The 17,332-nt window shown below is 63.2% G+C and carries 16 protein-coding genes; 8 read left to right on the top strand and 8 right to left on the bottom strand.

Features of this window, described 5'->3' with window-relative positions:
* The first annotated feature begins 43 nt into the window (after positions 1 to 43).
* Entirely contained in the window at positions 44 to 682 is a 639-nt protein-coding gene (gene upp / locus MRBLPB4O_RS03930) for a uracil phosphoribosyltransferase (protein ID WP_016501492.1), read from the top strand.
* A 2-nt stretch (positions 683 to 684) separates the two neighbouring features.
* Positions 685 to 1,959, top strand: coding sequence for a uracil-xanthine permease family protein (locus MRBLPB4O_RS03925; RefSeq protein ID WP_016501493.1), 1,275 nt, complete (start codon positions 685 to 687; stop codon positions 1,957 to 1,959).
* Between the two features lie 132 nt (positions 1,960 to 2,091).
* Here MRBLPB4O_RS03925 and hemH read toward each other — a convergent pair whose 3' ends face one another.
* Positions 2,092 to 3,108, bottom strand: coding sequence for a ferrochelatase (gene hemH, locus MRBLPB4O_RS03920; protein ID WP_341797562.1), 1,017 nt, complete (start codon positions 3,106 to 3,108; stop codon positions 2,092 to 2,094).
* Positions 3,109 to 3,121: 13 nt separating this feature from the next.
* The gene (locus MRBLPB4O_RS03915; protein ID WP_341797561.1) at positions 3,122 to 4,027 is read right to left on the bottom strand and encodes a TIGR01777 family oxidoreductase; all 906 of its coding nucleotides are present in this window, start codon (positions 4,025 to 4,027) and stop codon (positions 3,122 to 3,124) included.
* Between the two features lie 187 nt (positions 4,028 to 4,214).
* On the opposite strand from MRBLPB4O_RS03915, the gene MRBLPB4O_RS03910 reads away from it, so the two are divergent.
* The 5 genes from MRBLPB4O_RS03910 to MRBLPB4O_RS03890 all read left to right on the top strand — a co-directional run bounded on the left by MRBLPB4O_RS03910 (position 4,215) and on the right by MRBLPB4O_RS03890 (position 9,287).
* Positions 4,215 to 5,201 (top strand): NAD(P)/FAD-dependent oxidoreductase, encoded by a 987-nt coding sequence (locus tag MRBLPB4O_RS03910; RefSeq protein WP_341797560.1) that lies wholly within the window; start codon positions 4,215 to 4,217, stop codon positions 5,199 to 5,201.
* A gap of 100 nt (positions 5,202 to 5,301) precedes the next feature.
* Positions 5,302 to 6,270, top strand: a complete 969-nt coding sequence (locus MRBLPB4O_RS03905) for a DUF523 and DUF1722 domain-containing protein (RefSeq protein ID WP_341797559.1) — start codon at positions 5,302 to 5,304, stop codon at positions 6,268 to 6,270.
* On the top strand, positions 6,260 to 7,159 hold the full coding sequence (locus tag MRBLPB4O_RS03900) for a MerR family transcriptional regulator (protein WP_341797558.1): 900 nt from the start codon (positions 6,260 to 6,262) through the stop codon (positions 7,157 to 7,159). The genes MRBLPB4O_RS03905 and MRBLPB4O_RS03900 overlap by 11 nt, the downstream gene beginning before the upstream one ends.
* Positions 7,150 to 8,577 carry a deoxyribodipyrimidine photo-lyase gene (gene phrB, locus MRBLPB4O_RS03895; protein WP_341797557.1) on the top strand — a complete coding sequence of 476 codons (1,428 nt, stop codon included), beginning with the start codon at positions 7,150 to 7,152 and terminating at the stop codon, positions 8,575 to 8,577. Before MRBLPB4O_RS03900 ends, phrB begins: the two co-directional genes overlap by 10 nt.
* An 11-nt stretch (positions 8,578 to 8,588) precedes the next feature.
* Positions 8,589 to 9,287 carry an SDR family oxidoreductase gene (locus MRBLPB4O_RS03890; protein WP_341797556.1) on the top strand — a complete coding sequence of 233 codons (699 nt, stop codon included), beginning with the start codon at positions 8,589 to 8,591 and terminating at the stop codon, positions 9,285 to 9,287.
* Between the two features lie 138 nt (positions 9,288 to 9,425).
* Here MRBLPB4O_RS03890 and MRBLPB4O_RS03885 read toward each other — a convergent pair whose 3' ends face one another.
* The 6 genes from MRBLPB4O_RS03885 to hemA all read right to left on the bottom strand — a co-directional run bounded on the left by MRBLPB4O_RS03885 (position 9,426) and on the right by hemA (position 14,774).
* On the bottom strand, positions 9,426 to 9,944 hold the full coding sequence (locus MRBLPB4O_RS03885) for an acyloxyacyl hydrolase (RefSeq protein WP_063423725.1): 519 nt from the start codon (positions 9,942 to 9,944) through the stop codon (positions 9,426 to 9,428).
* A 104-nt stretch (positions 9,945 to 10,048) separates the two neighbouring features.
* A complete protein-coding gene (gene murI, locus MRBLPB4O_RS03880) occupies positions 10,049 to 10,846 on the bottom strand; it encodes a glutamate racemase (protein WP_341797555.1) in 798 nt (265 codons plus the stop codon).
* Positions 10,839 to 11,594, bottom strand: coding sequence for a molybdopterin-synthase adenylyltransferase MoeB (locus MRBLPB4O_RS03875; protein ID WP_049277203.1), 756 nt, complete (start codon positions 11,592 to 11,594; stop codon positions 10,839 to 10,841). Before MRBLPB4O_RS03875 ends, murI begins: the two co-directional genes overlap by 8 nt.
* Positions 11,588 to 12,418, bottom strand: a complete 831-nt coding sequence (gene prmC / locus MRBLPB4O_RS03870) for a peptide chain release factor N(5)-glutamine methyltransferase (protein WP_341797554.1) — start codon at positions 12,416 to 12,418, stop codon at positions 11,588 to 11,590. Before prmC ends, MRBLPB4O_RS03875 begins: the two co-directional genes overlap by 7 nt.
* Positions 12,418 to 13,500 carry a peptide chain release factor 1 gene (gene prfA, locus MRBLPB4O_RS03865; protein WP_016501505.1) on the bottom strand — a complete coding sequence of 361 codons (1,083 nt, stop codon included), beginning with the start codon at positions 13,498 to 13,500 and terminating at the stop codon, positions 12,418 to 12,420. The genes prmC and prfA overlap by 1 nt, the downstream gene beginning before the upstream one ends.
* On the bottom strand, positions 13,497 to 14,774 hold the full coding sequence (hemA, locus tag MRBLPB4O_RS03860; protein WP_016501506.1) for a glutamyl-tRNA reductase: 1,278 nt from the start codon (positions 14,772 to 14,774) through the stop codon (positions 13,497 to 13,499). Before hemA ends, prfA begins: the two co-directional genes overlap by 4 nt.
* A gap of 835 nt (positions 14,775 to 15,609) precedes the next feature.
* Between hemA and MRBLPB4O_RS03855 the strand changes: the two genes are divergently transcribed.
* Positions 15,610 to 17,331 carry a tetratricopeptide repeat protein gene (locus MRBLPB4O_RS03855; RefSeq protein ID WP_341797553.1) on the top strand — a complete coding sequence of 574 codons (1,722 nt, stop codon included), beginning with the start codon at positions 15,610 to 15,612 and terminating at the stop codon, positions 17,329 to 17,331.
* The last annotated feature ends 1 nt before the right edge of the window (position 17,332 follow it).

Genomic DNA, 17,332 nt, shown 5'->3' with positions numbered 1-17,332 from the left:
TTAATCTAGCGCGGTTTTTTTGCCCGCCTTTCGGAGCCCCCCTATGCCCACTCGTGAGATCCGCCACCCGCTGATCCGCCACAAGCTCGGCCTGATGCGCCGTGCCGATATCAGCACCAAGAATTTTCGCGAACTCGCCCAGGAAGTCGGCGCGCTACTGACCTACGAAGCCACCCAGGACCTGCCACTCGAAACCTACGAGATCGATGGCTGGTGTGGCAAGGTGCAAGTTGAAAAAATTGCCGGCAAGAAGATCACCGTGGTACCGATCCTGCGCGCGGGTATCGGCATGCTTGACGGCGTGCTCAGCCTGATCCCGGGTGCCAAGGTCAGTGCCGTTGGCGTTGCCCGCAACGAAGAAACCCTCGAAGCCCATACCTACCTGGAAAAGCTCGCGCCGGACATCAACCAGCGTCTGGCCCTGATCATCGACCCGATGCTGGCTACCGGCGCTTCGATGGTCGCCACCATCGACCTGCTGAAAAAGGCCGGCTGCAAAGAGATCCGCGCCATGGTGCTGGTCGCCGCGCCAGAAGGCATCGAAGTGGTGGAAAAAGCCCACCCGGACGTGAAGATCTACACCGCTTCGATCGACCAGCGCCTGAACGAGCACGGCTACATCGTGCCGGGCCTGGGCGATGCCGGTGACAAGATCTTCGGCACCAAGCAAAAGGACGCCTGACCATGCAGGACGGCTTCAACGACCCGCTCTGGCGCCAGGTCGTTTCGGGCGCGCAGATGCTCTTCGTGGCATTTGGCGCGTTGGTGCTGATGCCACTGATCACCGGCCTCGACCCGAACGTCGCGTTGTTCACTGCCGGCATCGGCACGCTGCTGTTCCAGCTGGTAACCGGCCGCCAGGTACCGGTGTTCCTGGCCTCCAGCTTTGCCTTCATCACCCCGATCATCCTCGCCAAGGGCCAGTTCGGCCTGGCCGAGACCATGGGCGGCGTGATGGCTGCAGGTTTCGTGTACACCTTCATGGGCCTGATGGTAAAAATCAAAGGCACCGGTTTCATCGACCGCATGCTGCCGCCTGTGGTGATTGGCCCGGTGATCATCTCCATCGGCCTGGCCATGGCACCGATCGCTGCCAACATGGCGATGGGCAAAGGTGGGGACGGCGCAGCACTGATGCCGTACAAGACCGCCATGCTGATCTCCATGCCAGCCCTGCTGACCACCTTGATCGTCGCCGTGTTCGGCAAGGGCATTTTCCGCCTGGTACCGATCATCTCCGGCGTGCTGGTGGGCTTTGCCCTGGCCTTCGCCTTTGGCGTGGTCGACACGGCGAAGATCGCCGCTGCACCGTGGCTGGAAATCCCTAACTTCACCGCACCAGCATTCAACTGGCAGGCCATCCTGTTTATCGTCCCGGTTGCCCTGGCACCGGCGATCGAGCACATTGGCGGGGTGATTGCGGTCGGTAGCGTGACCGGCCGTGACTACCTGAAAAAGCCTGGCCTGCACCGCACCTTGCTGGGTGACGGCCTGGCCACCACGGCAGCCGGCCTGTTCGGCGGCCCGCCCAACACCACCTACGCCGAAGTGACTGGCGCGGTGATGCTGACCAAGAACTACAACCCGAAAATCATGACCTGGGCGGCGGTCTTCGCCATTACTTTGGCGTTCATCGGCAAGTTCGGCGCACTGCTGCAAAGCATCCCGGTACCCGTGATGGGCGGGATTCTGTGCCTGCTGTTCGGTTCGATCGCGGCGGTGGGCATGAACACCATGATCCGTCACAAGATCGACCTGGCCGAAGCGCGCAACCTGGTGATCGTGTCGGTAACCCTGGTGTTTGGTATCGGCGGCGTGCTGATCGGCAGCGGTGACGGCCCGGATGACTGGGGCCTGAAGGGCATCGCCCTGTGCGCCATCGTGGCAATTGCCCTGAACCTCATCCTGCCGGGCAATGATGGCTGGAAGCACAAGAAGCTGGATGATCAGTTGCCTTGATCCGGCTTTAACCTGAGCCGGCCCTATCGCCGGCAAGCCAGCTCCCACAGGTACACCACAGGTTTCAGAGACTGTGATGCCCTTGTGGGAGCTGGCTTGCCGGCGATAGGGCCGGTACAGGCAGCCGCAGTGTCAGGCCTTTTCGCACATATCCGCCAGCACCCTCACCCACTCGGGGTGATCATTCAGGCACGGCACCAGCACCAGCTCCCGCCCGCCGGCCTCGACAAACTGTTCGCTGCCCCGCATGCCGATCTCTTCCAGCGTCTCGATGCAATCGGCCACAAATGCCGGGCACATCACCAGCAGCCTCTTCACACCAGCCTTGGCCAGCTCATCCAGCCGCGTCTCGGTGTAGGGCTCGATCCACTTGTCCCGCCCCAGCCGAGACTGGAACGATACCGACCATTTGCCATCCGGTATGGCCATTCTCTGCGCAAAGGCTTTGGCCGTAGCCAGGCATTGCCCGCGGTAACACACCGCACGTACCTCGGCGGATGCACCGTGGCAGCAATCGGCGGTACGCAGGTCGTGCTTGCTGCCCTTCGGAAACAGCTTTTTCAAGTGCCGCTCCGGCAAGCCATGGAAACTCAGCAGCAGGTGGTCGTAATCCTGCTCCAGGTAAGGCCGGGCGCTGGCCGCCAGCGCCTCGATGTATTCAGGGTGCTCGTAGAACGGCTGCAGCACGCGCATCTGCAACGGCAACTGGCGCTCGTTGATCACCTGTTTAGCCAGCTCGACCACAGTGGTCACGGTACTGTCGGCGAACTGTGGATAAAGCGGCGCCAAGGTCACCTTGCGCACGCCTTGGGCTGCCAGGCGTTCCAGCACTTGGGGCAAGGCTGGCTGGCCATAGCGCATGGCGATTTCCACCGGCCCATGGGGCCAGTGCTCCACCATTGCTGACTGCAGACGACGGGTCAGCACCACCAGCGGCGATCCCTCCTCCCACCAGATCGAGCCATAGGCATGCGCCGACTGCTCCGGGCGCTTGACCAGGATCAGCGACACCAACAGGCGCCGCACCGGCCAAGGCAAGTCGACCACGTACGGGTCCATGAGGAACTGGTTGAGGTAGCGGCGCACATCGGCCACCGAGGTGGAAGCCGGGGAACCCAGGTTGACCAGCAGCAGGGCGTGATCGGTCATGCAGCGTCCTATGTCAGAGGCGGCTGGACAGGTTGTCCAGGGCCGATTGCAGATCGTTGAAGCGGAAAGTGAAGCCAGCCGCCAGCAAGCGTACCGGGCGTGTCCGCTGCCCGCCCAGCAGCAAGGTCGACATCTCGCCCAGGCCAGCCTTGAGCAACAGTGCCGGCACTGGCAGCAGCGCTGGCCGATGCAGGGCCCGGCCCAGGCGCCTTGCGAACTCGCGGTTGCGCACCGGCTCCGGGGCGCAGGCATTATAAGGACCGCTGGCATCGTTGTGCTGCAAGAGAAAATCAATCAGGGCGACCTGGTCGTCTATATGGACCCACGGCATCCACTGCCGGCCATTGCCCAATGGCCCGCCCAGCCCCAGCTTGAAGGGCACGCGCAGGCGCGACAAAAAGCCGCCATCGCTGGCCAGCACCAGCCCGGTGCGCACCAGTACCACGCGGATACCCTGAGCCTGGGAGCGCTGGGCCGTCTCTTCCCAGGCAATGCACAACTGGCTGGCGAAATCTTCGCGCACCGGTGGCGAAGCCTCGGTCAGTTCGCGTTCGCCACCGTCACCGTACCAGCCCACCGCAGAGCCGGAGATCAGCACGTGCGGGCGTTGCTCACGGGTGCCCAACCAGGCCAGCAATTGCTCGGTCAGGGTGACCCGGCTGGCCCACAGCAGGTTGCGTCGGGCAGCCGTCCAGGGCCGATCGGCAATCGGCGCACCGGCCAGGTTGACCACCGCATCAAGGTGATCGTCCGCCTCCAGTTGCTCCAGGCGGGCGATGCCACGTACGCCACTACCACATATTTTTGCCACCTGTTCAGGTCGCCGGCTCCAAACCGTAAGCCGATGCCCCTGGCCAAGCCAGTACTGGCAAAGATGCTTGCCAATCAAACCGGTGCCACCTGTCAGCAATATATGCATGGCTGTGTCCTCGCAGAGTGCGGCGGTGGTCTATTTTTAACATCAAGGCACTTTTTTGACCCGACGCTCTCGGATAAACATAGGCCAACCTGACCGCCAAAGCGGAATAACCTTATACAGAATTTCTGGATTGTACAGGTTTGCCTGACAGCGTAGTCTGCTAACAGCAAGGTTTGAAGAGGCCATCATGACAGTACCTATTGCCATCATCGGGGCCGGTATCGCCGGCTTGTCAGCCGCCCAGGCGTTGCAAAAAGCCGGGCAATCCGTGCATCTGTTCGACAAAGGCCACGGCAGTGGTGGACGCATGGCCAGCAAGCGCAGCGAGGCCGGCGCGCTAGACCTCGGCGCCCAGTATTTCACTGCCCGTGACCGGCGCTTCGTCGAGCAGGTGCAACACTGGGTTGCCGCCGGCTGGGCCGAGCAGTGGAAGCCACAGCTGTACAACTACCGTGATGGCGAGCTCACCCCCTCCCCTGACGAACAGACCCGCTGGGTAGGCGTACCACGTATGAGCGCCATCACCCGTGGCCTGCTCAAGGATGTGACGGTGAACTTCGGCTGCCGTATCGCCGAAGTGTTCCGTGGCAAGCAGTACTGGCACCTGCAAGATACCGAAGGCTGCAGCCATGGTCCTTACAGCCGCGTGGTGATCGCCGTGCCGGCACCGCAGGCCACGCCACTGCTAGCCTCCACCCCGAAACTGGCCGCCGTGGCTGCGGGCGTGCAAATGGAACCTGTCTGGGCTGTCGCGCTGGCCTTCCAGACACCTTTGGACACCCCGATGCAAGGCTGCTTCGTGCAGGACAACCCGCTTGACTGGCTGGCCCGTAACCGCAGCAAGCCCGGCCGCGACGAGCAACTCGATACCTGGGTGCTGCACGCGACCTCCGACTGGAGCCGGCAGCACATCGACCTGCCCAAGGAGCAAGTGATCGAACAGCTGTGGGGCGAGTTCGCCGAGCTGGTCGGCTGCGTGGTACCGGCGCCCACCTTCGCCCTGGCCCACCGCTGGCTGTATGCGCGCCCCAGCAGCAATCATGAGTGGGGCGCACTGGCCGATGCTGACCAAGGCTTGTACGCCTGCGGCGACTGGTGCCTGTCCGGGCGCGTAGAAGGCGCCTGGCTCAGCGGCCAGGAAGCGGCGCGGCGGCTGCTCGAACACTTGGAGTGATGTAGCGTTATACACAAATTCTAGTTTGCATAACTCCCCGGCTGTGCTGGAATAAACTTGTACAAAATTTTAGACTCGTACAGGTTTACCGGAGGCAGCCATGCACGACCCTTCCGCCCACAGCAAGCCGCGTATCGCTATCAGCGCCTGCCTGACCGGGCATAGCGTGCGTTACAACGGCGGCCACAAAGCCTCGGACCTGTGCCGTACGCAACTGGATGCCCATTTCGATTGGTTACCGGTGTGCCCGGAAGTCGCCATCGGCCTGGGCATACCGCGCGACCCGATCCGCCTGGTGGGCAATCCGGAACGACCGATAGTGGTCGGCACCCGCAACCCTGGTATGGACCTGACCGGCCCGCTACGCAGCTATGGCGAGCAGATGGCCGCCGAGCTCGACGATATCTGCGGCTATATCTTCATGCAGAAGTCGCCTTCCTGTGGCCTGGAGCGGGTCAAGGTGTATCAGGACAACGGCCATCCGGCCCTCCACGGTGGGCGCGGCGTTTACGCCCAGGCTTTCTGCGCTCAACGCCCGGACCTGCCAGTAGAAGAAGAAGGCCGCCTGCATGACCCCGTGCTGCGCGAGAACTTCATCAGCCGCGTGTATGCCTACGCCGACTGGCAGCGCCTGCTTGCCGAGGGCCTTAGCCGTGGCAGCCTGGTCCGCTTTCATTCGCGTTACAAATACCTGGTGATGGCCAACAACCCCCAGGCCTATCGAACCTTGGGCCGCCTGCTGGGCAGCATGAGCAAGGATGACGACCCACACAGCATCGGCCCACGCTACTTCAGCCAGCTGATGCAGGCCCTGCGCCGCTGCGCCAGCCGCGGCACCCACTGCAATGTGCTGCAGCACCTCAGCGGCTATTTCAAGGACAGCCTGACGCAACAGGACAAGGCCGAGTTGCAGACACTCATCAGTCAGTACCAACAAGGCGTGGTGCCACTTGTGGTGCCGCTGACCCTGCTCAAGCACCATTTGCGCAAGCACCCCGACTCCTATCTGCAGCAGCAAGCCTACCTGCAGCCGCACCCCGAGAGCCTGGGCTTGCGCAATGCGGTCTGAGGACTTGCTGCCCATCGGCGAACTGGCCCGCCGCACCGGCGTCAACCCGGTCACCCTGCGCGCCTGGGAACGCCGGTATGGCCTGCTCAAGCCCCAGCGCACCGCCAAGGGGCATCGCCTGTACCCGCAGGAACAGGTCGAGCGGGTCGAGGCAATCCTTGGCTGGTTGCAGCGTGGGGCATCGGTCGGCCAAGTGAGCGAGCTGCTCGACAAGCCGTCCAGCACGCCGCCCAAGGGTGACTGGCAGGCCCGGCAGTTCCAGCTGATCGAGGCCATTGCCAACCTTTCACAGCGCGCCCTTGACCAACAGCTTAACCAGGCCATGGCCCTGTACCCGGCCGTTACCCTGTGCGAACAACTGCTGCTGCCGCTGCTCGACCTCCTCGACCTGCGGTGGTGCAATTACTTCAATGCGCAGCTGGAACAGGCGTTTTTCCACAGCTGGCTTCGCAGCAAGCTTGGTGCCCGCGTCTACCATGACAACCAGTTATTGCAGGGCCCTGCGGTGTTGCTGGTGGAAGACAGTGAACGTGCCTTCAGCGCCGGTTTATGGCTATGCGCCTGGCTGTTCACCAGCAACGGGTTCCCAGTCGAAGTACTGGAAAACCCCGTTGCAGGCCCGCACCTGCAACGCGCGGTCAGCACACTCAACCCCCGCGCCGTGCTCCTGCACCTGGGGCCCCGCATCGATGGCAAGGCACTGCAACGCACCCTGCACAACCTGCCCATGACAATCCTGGCCGGCGGCCCGATGCTGTTGCTGCATGAAAATCAGCTGCTTGCCCTCGAGCTCCCCAACCTCGCCTTGTTCGAAACCCCGCAGGTGGCACTGCGCTTGCTTCAAGCCCAAAGCGGCCACCCTGTAGAGATGAATGCCCCATGCACCTGACCTGGCTGCGCAGCGACCTGCGCATCAATGACAACACCGCACTCAGCGCCGCCACCGAGCGCGGGCCGACCATTGCCCTGTGGCTGGTCAGCCCCGGGCAATGGCAAGCCCATGATGATGCCGCCTGCAAAGTCGATTTCTGGCTGCGCAACCTGCGCGACCTGCGCCAGTCGCTGGAAGGCCTGAATATCCCCCTGCTGATCCGCAAGATCGACACCTGGGACCAGGCACCACAAGCCGTGCTTGAGGTATGCCGCCAACATCAGGTGGCAAGCGCCCACTGGAACGAAGAGTACGGCATCAACGAGCAGCGCCGTGACGATGCCACCCGTGCCCTGCTGGAAAAGTCGGGCATTCAGGCCCACAGCCACCTCGACCAGCTGTTTTTCCGCCCGGGCACCATCCTGACCCGCAGTGGTGACTACTTCCAGGTTTTCAGCCAGTTCAAGAAAACCTGCCTGGAGCACCTGCACCGCAGCCTGCCTGCCCTGGCCCACCGGGTTAAGCGCCAGGCACCGCTGCACATCCCTGCCGACCCGGTTCCGCAACACGTGGACGGTTTTGAAACACCCACGCGCGCCTTGCGTGACCATTGGCCGGCGGGTGAAGCCGAGGCGCAGGGGCGGCTGTCCCGCTTCCTTGACGAAGCCATCGACGACTACCAGCTTCAGCGTGACCTGCCTGCCAAGCCCGGTACCAGCCAGCTTTCGACTTACCTGGCCGCCGGCGTGATCTCGCCCCGACAGTGCCTGCACGGCGCACTGGCCAGCAACCGAGGCGAGTTCGACAGTGGCAGTACGGGCGTACAAACCTGGATCAACGAACTGCTGTGGCGCGAATTCTACAAGCACATCCTGAGCGGTTATCCACAGGTCTCACGCCATCGCGCCTTCCGCGCCCAGACCGAAGCCTTGCCCTGGCGTGACGCCCCGGCAGACCTGGAGGCCTGGGAACAAGGCCGCACCGGCTTCCCGATCATCGACGCCGCCATGCGCCAGCTGCTGGATACCGGGTGGATGCACAACCGCCTGCGCATGGTCGTGGCGATGTTCCTCAGCAAGAACCTGCTGATCGACTGGCGCAAGGGCGAGCGGCACTTCATGCGCCACCTGATAGACGGTGACCTGGCTGCCAACAATGGCGGCTGGCAGTGGAGTGCATCCACCGGCACAGACGCAGTGCCCTATTTCCGTATCTTCAACCCGATTTCACAGTCTCAACGTTTCGACCCTCAAGGGCATTTCATTCGGCACTGGCTGCCGGAGTTACGTGACATAAGCGAGAAAAATATCCATGAACCGATGAAATGCAGGGATTTATTTGCTAATAATTTGTATCACAGTCCTGTGGTCGATCTCGGCAGCAGTCGCCTGCGTGCACTGGAAGCCTTCAAGGCCCTTCCACGCCGGCAGTATTAGAGGACAACGTCTTGAATGACTCACGAAGTTTTTGGGTCACGGGCGCCAGCAATGGACTAGGTCTGGCTTTGGTGGAACGCTTGCTCGAACAGGGCCATCGCGTTGCCGCCAGTGCAAAGGAAAGCGATGAATTGAATAGGTTGGCAGCACAACATGGTCGGCGTTTTTTGCGCCTGCCATGGCAGCTGCATGCCGAACCCGACGCAGCCGATGCCTGCCAGCAGATATGCCATGCCTGGTGCTCGCTGGATGGCTTGATCATCAATGCGGGTACCAGTGATTACCTGCCGGCCGATGTAGCAGACAGCGAACTGTTCGAGGCGATAGGCAGTACCAACCAGCTGGCAGGTGAGCTGTGCCTGAGCAAAGCGCTGCCTTTGCTGGCGAAGGGCGATTCGCCGCAGGTGATGGCGTTGTTCAACCGGTATTCAGCGTTGCAGCTGTATGCACCGACACAGGTCATTGCGGGCTGGAACAACCTGCCGCAATGGATGCGTGAGCAACGCAAGCCTCTGAAGGAGCTGGGCATCGGGCTGACTGTAGTGGCGCCACAGTCGCTGAAGGTGCCGGTGACGTCGGTGCAGGCGATACCGGAGGAGTGGACGCCGCAGGGTGTCGCTGAAGCGTTGTTGCGTCGGTGGCCGCAGGGAGAACCGGAACTGATCCTGGAAACCCTGGACGTCAGTAGCCTGTGGCCGTTGACGCGCTAATACCTGAAAACAGGGTTAGCTTCTTCGCGGGCGCGCCCGCTCCCACAGGAATACCCAGATCTTGAATGCTGCGGTATCCCTGTAGAAGCGGGTTCATCGAAGCGTCGAACCGCCGCGAAGACGCCGGCGCAGGTGAATTCAGAGCGCCATGCGGTAATGGAGGCTGTAGCTCTCCACACCATCGTTGGGCTGTTTGATACCCGCGTTGGAGTAGTGGATCGCCCGCACCCCAATCTCATGCCCGCCGGCAAAGCGCAAACCGAAGCCGATGCGGTCCTCGAACTGGAACGCCGAGCCTAGCTCATTGCTTTCCAGCTCGGTGCTGGAAAACGCCGCTACACCAATCCCAGCCTCGATGTAGGGCTTCACCGACTCCCCGGCAAATTCATAGACGAAGACTGGCGCGAACGACAGGCTATGGTTGCTCGCCGTCTCGTCACCATCCCAATAGGTGTAGGCCCCATCCCAATAACCAGTCAGCCGACCAACGCTGGTCTGCCACCAGCTCGCATCCCAGTTCGATTGCAGCCCTAATCGGTAGACCATGGTCGAGTCACCGGTCTGCCCTACCGAAAACGAAACGTCGGCAGCCTGTGCCGACATCGCTTGCCCCAATGTAAAGGCAGCAGCCGCCGCCAAGCCAAGCAGTTTCCTCATAAGAAACATCCTTCTTCCTGATGCTGTTATTAGTGTCCGCCTCAAGCAGGCAAGCGGTAGAAAGCGGAAGTGGAACGATAGTTCAGCTGTCTTTCACGTTTTTTTCACAACGCAAAGCTTTGCACATCGTCGGACTTACGCCACAGCACAGGTAGGATTTTTCTGAGATTTTCTGGATCAGCACTGGTCCAGAAGCGGGCATCGCCGGCCGGGCCTTCGGCCAACAGATCATTGGCACCCAGCAGCCGCTGCAGTTGGCGCGCCACAGCGGCGCCGGTGTCGATGATAGCCACGTCCGCTGGCACCAGGTCGGCCAGTAACGGGCGCAGGAACGGGTAATGGGTGCAACCGAGGATCAGCGTGTCGCAGCCGGCGGCCAGCAACGGCTGCACATAGCCAAGCAGCATCTGGCGCAGCGCCAGGCTGGTCAGGTCGCCGGTTTCGATCAGCTCGACCAGCCCCGGGCAAGGCTGGGTGATGACCTGTACGTCGTTGGCGAAGCGGTCGAGCAAAGCGGCGAATTTGGCGCTCTGCAGGGTACCGGTAGTGGCCAGCACACCGACCACGCCCGAGCGGGTAGCCGCCGCCGCAGGCTTCACGGCGGGTTCCATGCCCACCAGCGGCCAGGTCGGGTACAACTCGCGCAAGTCAGCCACCGCCGCTACCGTGGCGGTGTTGCACGCCAGTACCATGGCCTTGGCGCCTTGTGCATGGAAGAACGCGGCAATACGCCGGCAGCGTCCACGGATGTAGTCTGGCGACTTCTCGCCATAAGGCACATGGCCACAGTCGGCCACGTACAACAGCGTCTCGTTGGGCAGCAGGCGCTGGATCTCGGCGAGCACCGACAAACCGCCGACCCCCGAGTCCATCACGCCGACCGGCGCCGAGCGCTCAGCCATCGCGCTTGCCGCAAACAGTACAGGCCGGGTCACGCTTGACCCGCAACTCGCGAATGCGGGTGCCGAGGGCATCGATCAACAGCAGGCGGCCAACCAGCGGCTCGCCGAACCCGGCCAGCAGCTTCATCGCCTCCAGCGCCTGCAGGCTGCCCACCAGGCCCACCAGCGGCCCGATAACGCCCGCTTCGCTGCAGGTCAGCTCATCTTCACTGCCATGCCCATACAGACAGTGGTAGCAGGGGCTGTAGTCGCGCCGAGGGTCGAACACCGACAGCTGCCCTTCCAGGCGGATCGCCGCGCCGCTTACCAGCGGTTTGCAAGCAGCCACACAGGCAGCGTTGACCGCTTCACGGGTAGCGAAATTGTCGGAGCAATCCAGCACCAGGTCGACCGCCGCCACAGCAGCAGCGAGCGAGTCTTCATCCAGGGCCTGGCGATGGGCGACCAGGCCGATCTCCGGGTTGATTGCCTGCAAGCGTTGCAAGGCCGAATCGACCTTGCTCATGCCGACGCTGGCACTGTCGTGAATCACCTGGCGTTGCAGGTTGGTCAGGTCGACGGTGTCGAAGTCGGCCAGGTGCAGCTCACCGACCCCGGCGGCAGCCAGGTACAGCGCAACCGGCGAGCCCAGGCCGCCGAGCCCGACGATCAGGGCCTTGCTCTGCTTGAGCCGCAACTGGCCGTCGATGTCGATCTGGGCCAGCAATACCTGCCGGCTGTAACGCAACAGTTCCTCATCACTCAGCATGGCAGGCGCCCCAGGGTAATGCGTTCATGGCCGCCCAGGTCCGTGCGGCTGGCAACCTCGATAAAACCTTGCTCAGCCAGCAAGGCGCGTACTGCCGCTGCCTGGTCGTAACCATGCTCCAGCAGCAACCAGCCACCCGGCAACAGGTGCGCGGGGGCCTGGGCGGCAATCACGCGTAGGTCGTCCAGGCCATCGGCACCGGCCACCAGCGCACTGCTGGGCTCGAAGCGCACGTCACCGGCCACCAGGTGCGGGTCTGCGGCGGCAATGTAGGGCGGGTTGCTGACAATCAGGTCGAAACGCTCGCCGGCCAGGCTGTCGAACCAGTGGCTTACCCGCACCTGGGCGTTGCCCAGGCCCAGGCGCTGGCGGTTGCGCTCGGCCAAGGCAGCGGCCTTCTCCACCCGGTCAACCGCAGTTACCTGCCAGGCCGGGCGATCGCTGGCCAGGGCCAGGGCAATTGCACCGGTACCGGTGCCCAGGTCGAGGACCTTGGCTGGCGAGGCAGGTTGCAGCTCGAGGGCCGTCTCGACCAACAGTTCGGTATCCGGCCGCGGGATCAGGGTATGCGGCGCCACTTCCAGGTCGATCTTCCAGAAGCCCTGCTGCCCGAGGATGTAGGCGACCGGCTCGCCGCCACGGCGGCGCTGCAGGTAATCGGCGTAGGTCTGGGCATCTTCGCTGCTGACAATTCGCTCGGGCCAGGTGTGCAGGTAGCTGCGCGATTTGCCGATGGCAGCAGCCAGCAGCAGTTCGGCATCCAGCCGCTCGGTGGGCGATTCGGGCAGCTGCGCGTTGCGCAGCAAGCTGGCGATGATGGTCATCAGTCCCCCAGGGCAGCCAGTTGATCGGCCTGGTATTCGGCCAGCAGCGGTTCGATCACTGCGTCCACGCCTCCGCTGAGGATGTCGTCCAGCGAGTACAAGGTCAGGTTGATACGGTGATCGGTCACCCGGCCCTGTGGATAATTGTAGGTGCGGATGCGCTCGGAACGGTCACCGGAGCCCACCAGCAGCTTGCGCTCGCTGGCAATGGCATTCTGTGCTGCGCTGGTCTGCATGTCGTTGAGCTTGGCCGACAGCCAGGACATGGCACGGGCGCGGTTCTTGTGCTGCGAACGCTCTTCCTGGCATTCGACCACGATGCCGGTGGGCAAGTGGGTGATACGGATCGCCGAGTCGGTCTTGTTGACGTGCTGGCCACCCGCGCCAGATGCACGGTAGGTGTCCACGCGCAGGTCGGCCGGGTTGATTTCGATGGCTGCTTGTTCGTCCGGCTCGGGCAGCACCGCCACCGTGCACGCGGAGGTGTGCACGCGGCCTTGGGATTCGGTTTCGGGCACGCGCTGGACGCGGTGCGCGCCGGACTCGAACTTGAGCTTGCCGTAGACGTTCTCACCCTCGACACGGGCGATGATTTCCTTGTAGCCGCCGTGCTCGCCTTCGTTCTCGGACAGGATCTCCAGGCGCCAGCCGCGTTTTTCGGCGTAGCGCGAATACATGCGGAACAGGTCGCCGGAGAAGATCGCCGCCTCGTCGCCACCGGTGCCAGCGCGGATTTCGAGGAACACGTTGCGGCCGTCGTTGGGGTCTTTGGGCAGCAGCATGCGTTGCAGCTTCGCCTCCAGCGTCAGCAGCTGCTCCTTGGCTTCACGCACTTCTTCCACGGCCATTTCACGCAGGTCCGGGTCGCTGTCCTTGAGCAGCGCCTGGGCACCTTCAAGGTCGCCCTGGACTTTGCACCACTCTTTATAAGCAGCGTAGACCGGCTCGACCTCGGCGTATTCACGGGAATACGCGCGAAAGCGCGTCTGGTCGGAAATGACCTCGGCATCACCGAGCAGTGCGGTGAGCTCTTCGAAGCGGTCCTGGAGGATATCCAGTTTGTTCAGCAGCGACGCTTTCATTGCGGGGATTTGTCCGTGGAGCCCTCGTTGAGGGCAAAGAGTTCCTGGGCCATGGCCAGCGCATCAAGGCGGCCCTCGGCCGAGAGCTTTTTCAACTGCACGCTGGGCGCATGCAGAAGTTTGTTGGTCAGCCCCCGGGCCAGTTGGGCCAGCACGTCCTCGGGGTTGCCGCCGTTGGCCAGCAGGCGCTGGGCCTTTTGCAGTTCTTCGTCGCGCAGACGCTCGCTTTGCTGGCGATAGGCCTTGAGCACGTCCACCGCAGCCAGTTCGCGCAAGCGCACCATGAAATCTTCGGCGCCCACCGATACCAGCTCTTCGGCAGCCTGGGCGGCGCCCTGGCGGCTCTTGAGGTTTTCCGCCACCACGTCGTGCAAGTCATCGACAGTGTACAGGTAGACGTCGTCCAACTCGCCGACTTCAGGTTCGATGTCGCGCGGTACGGCGATGTCGACCATGAAGATCGGCTTGTGCCGGCGCTGTTTCAGCGCACTCTCGACCGCGCCCTTGCCCAGGATTGGCAGTTGGCTGGCGGTGGAGCTGATGACGATGTCGCTGTTGGCCAGTTCCTGGGGGATGTCGGCCAGCAATACGGCATGCGCGCCGAACTGCTCGGCCAGGATACTGGCCCGCTCCAGGGTGCGGTTGGCCACGACGATACGCCGCACGCCTTGCTCATGCAGGTGGCGGGCGACCAGGGTGATGGTTTCGCCGGCACCGATCAACAAGGCCTGGCTACGGCCCAGGTCGCTGAAGATCTGCTTGGCCAGGCTGACGGCGGCAAACGCCACCGATACCGGGTTTTCACCGATGGCGGTGTCGGTACGCACCTGCTTGGCAGCGCTGAAGGTGGCCTGGAACAGGCGCCCGAGCAGCGGGCCGACGGTGCCGGCCTCGCGTGCCACGGCGTAGGCGGACTTCATCTGGCCGAGGATCTGCGGCTCGCCAAGCACCAGCGAGTCCAGGCCCGAAGCTACGCGCATCATGTGCTTTACCGCATCGTGCTCTTCATGCACGTAGGCGCTGGCGCGCAGCTCGTCCAGGCTGAGGCGGTGATAGTCGGCCAGCCATTGCAGCACGGCGTCGGCGGACAGGTGATCCTGCTCTATATAGAGCTCGCTGCGGTTGCAGGTCGACAGGATCGCCGCCTCGCGGCTGGAGGTCAGTCGGCAGAGCTGCTGCAGGGCGTCTACCAGCTGCTCTGGGGTAAACGCCACGCGCTCGCGTACGTCTACCGAGGCAGTCTTATGGTTGATACCAAGTGCAAGAAAGGCCATGCAAGGTCGCTGGTTGTGACGGGAAGCCGATAATTGTCCTCTTTCGCAGGTTTTAGAACAACCACCGTTCGCTATTGCGCTGATAGCGCTGCGGCTATCGCCGCTCCCGGGCCAGCATGAGCGTTGATTTCAGGTTTCACTCCCGCTTTTGATCTGCCTTTGATCTGCCTTTGATCTGGCTTTTGATCTTCGCGACTTCAGGAGGCCGAACGCAGGCCTTGCGAAGGGAGGTGACGGGCATGGATGCCCGTCAAGCGCTGGGCCCCAGGATGGGGCCTGCAGCGCGGTCCTCCCGGGAGCAAGGCCGGAGTGAGGGAACCCCGGAGCGTAGCGCAGGGGCCGGAGGATCGGAGCGCAGCGTTTTTTGGTTACTTTTTGCCGCGTTTGGCAAAAAGTGACTCGCCGTAAGGGCGAAAAGGTGAGTCAGCGTCGCCATCGCAAACGGACTGTTCGCTGAACCAAAACAGACAGATACGCTTTTCGCTTCGTGCGATGTGGGCCTTAACCCTCGCTCCGGGCTTGCTCCCGGGAGGACCGCGCTGCAGGCCCCATCCTGGGGCTCAGCGCTTGACGGGCATCCATGCCCGTCACCTCCCTCCGCAAGCCCTGCGCTCCGCCTCCTGAAGTCGCAATCCGCGTCGCCTGAGCTATCGCGCGCTTAGAAGCAAGAGCAAGAGCCGGAGCCCTGGGCATTGTGGCAAGCCTGGGGCGAACCCTGCGCGCGCTGCGCGGTCTGCATGTGCTAAGCATATGCTTCATACCTTCGCAGGTGGGTTTTGCCCCCGCGCTTGTGTCATCATGCTCCGACCGCCGGTGAGTCCTCCTAAAGCCTTCTATGAACAAACCATACGCATTGCTGCTTGCCTTCGCCCTGCTCCAGGGCTGCCAGAGCCTGGCCCCGCAAAAGGCCGAGCCTCCCGTCGCCGAAGCCGGCAAGGGCGAGGCCCAGAAGCCCGTGGTGTATGGCTCGTTCAAGCAGGACACGCTGTATAGCCTGCTGGTCGCGGAGCTGGCCGGCCAGCGCAACCGCTTCGACATTGCCCTGGCCAACTACACCGACCAGGCAGCAAAAACCCAGGACCCCGCGGTTTCCGAACGCGCCTATCGCATCGCTGAATACCTCGGCGCCGACGAGCCGTCACTGGACAACGCACTGGTCTGGGCCCGCAACGACCCGCAGAACCTCGACGCCCAGCGCGCCGCCGCCATCCAGCTGGCCCGCGCCGGCCGCTATGACGACTCCATGGCCTACATGGAAAAGGTGCTGCAGGGCCAGGGCGACACCCACTTCGACTTCCTCGCCCTGTCCGCCGCCGAAACCGACCAGAGCACCCGCGACGGCCTGCTGCAAAGCTTCGAGCGCCTGCTGGTGAAATACCCGGACAACGGCCAGCTGGTGTTCGGCAAGGCCCTGTTGCTGAACCAGGACGGCAAGGCCGAAGAGGCGCTGGAACTGCTCGAATCCCACCCGGCGCACAACGGCGAAATTGCCCCGATCTTGCTGCGCGCCCGCCTGTTGCAAGCCCTGGACCGCGGCTCCGAGGCACTGCCCCTGCTGCGCGGTGCAATTCGCGACAACCCGGATGACAAGCGCCTGCGCCTGACCTACGCCCGCACCCTGGTCGAGCAGGACCGCATCGCTGATGCCAAGGGCGAGTTCCTCAGCCTGGTCCAGCAATACCCGGACGATGACGAACTGCGCTATTCCCTGGCCCTGGTGTGCCTGGAGAACAAAGACTGGGATGAAGCCGAAGGCTACCTGCAGGAACTGGTCGAGCGTGACAGCAACGTCGACGCCGCGCACCTGAACCTGGGCCGCATCCGCGAGGAACGCCACGACCCCGCTGGCGCCCTGCGCGAATACGCCCTGGTCGGCCCTGGCCCCGACTACCTCCCGGCGCAGCTGCGCCAGGCAGACATCCTGATTGCCAACGGCCGCGGCACCGAGGCCTCGCGCCTGCTCGCCGAGGCCCGCGAAGCCCAGCCGGACTATGCCATCCAGCTGTTCCTGATCGAATCGGAAAGCTACAGCAACAACAGCAAGGACGCCCAGGCCAGCCAGGTATTGCAACAAGCCATCCAGCGCTACCCCGACGACCTCAACCTGCTGTACACCCGCGCCATGCTGGCCGAAAAACGCGACGACATGGTGCAGCTGGAAAAAGACCTGCGCGCCATCATCGCCCGCGAACCGGAAAACGCCATGGCGTTGAACGCCCTGGGCTACACCCTGGCCGACCGCACCACGCGCTACGCCGAAGCCAAGGCGCTGATCGACAAGGCCCACCAGCTGACCCCGGACGACCCGGCGGTACTCGACAGCCTGGGCTGGGTCAACTACCGCCTGGGCAACCTCGACGAGGCTGAAACCTACCTGCGCCAAGCCTTTGCCAACTTCCCCGACCACGAAGTGGCCGCCCACCTGGGCGAAGTGCTGTGGGCCAACGGCAAGCGCCGCGAAGCCCGCCAGGTATGGGCCAAGGGCTTCGAAGCCCAGGCCGACAGCCCCATCCTGCGCAAGACCCTCCTGCGCCTGACCGGATCCGAGACCCTTTAAC

It is taken from the genome of Pseudomonas sp. LPB4.O, assembly GCF_038383825.1.
In the GTDB taxonomy this organism is placed as follows: domain Bacteria; phylum Pseudomonadota; class Gammaproteobacteria; order Pseudomonadales; family Pseudomonadaceae; genus Aquipseudomonas; species Aquipseudomonas putida.
Note: the sequence above shows the minus strand (reverse complement) of the source record. Positions and strands in the feature narration are given on the sequence as shown.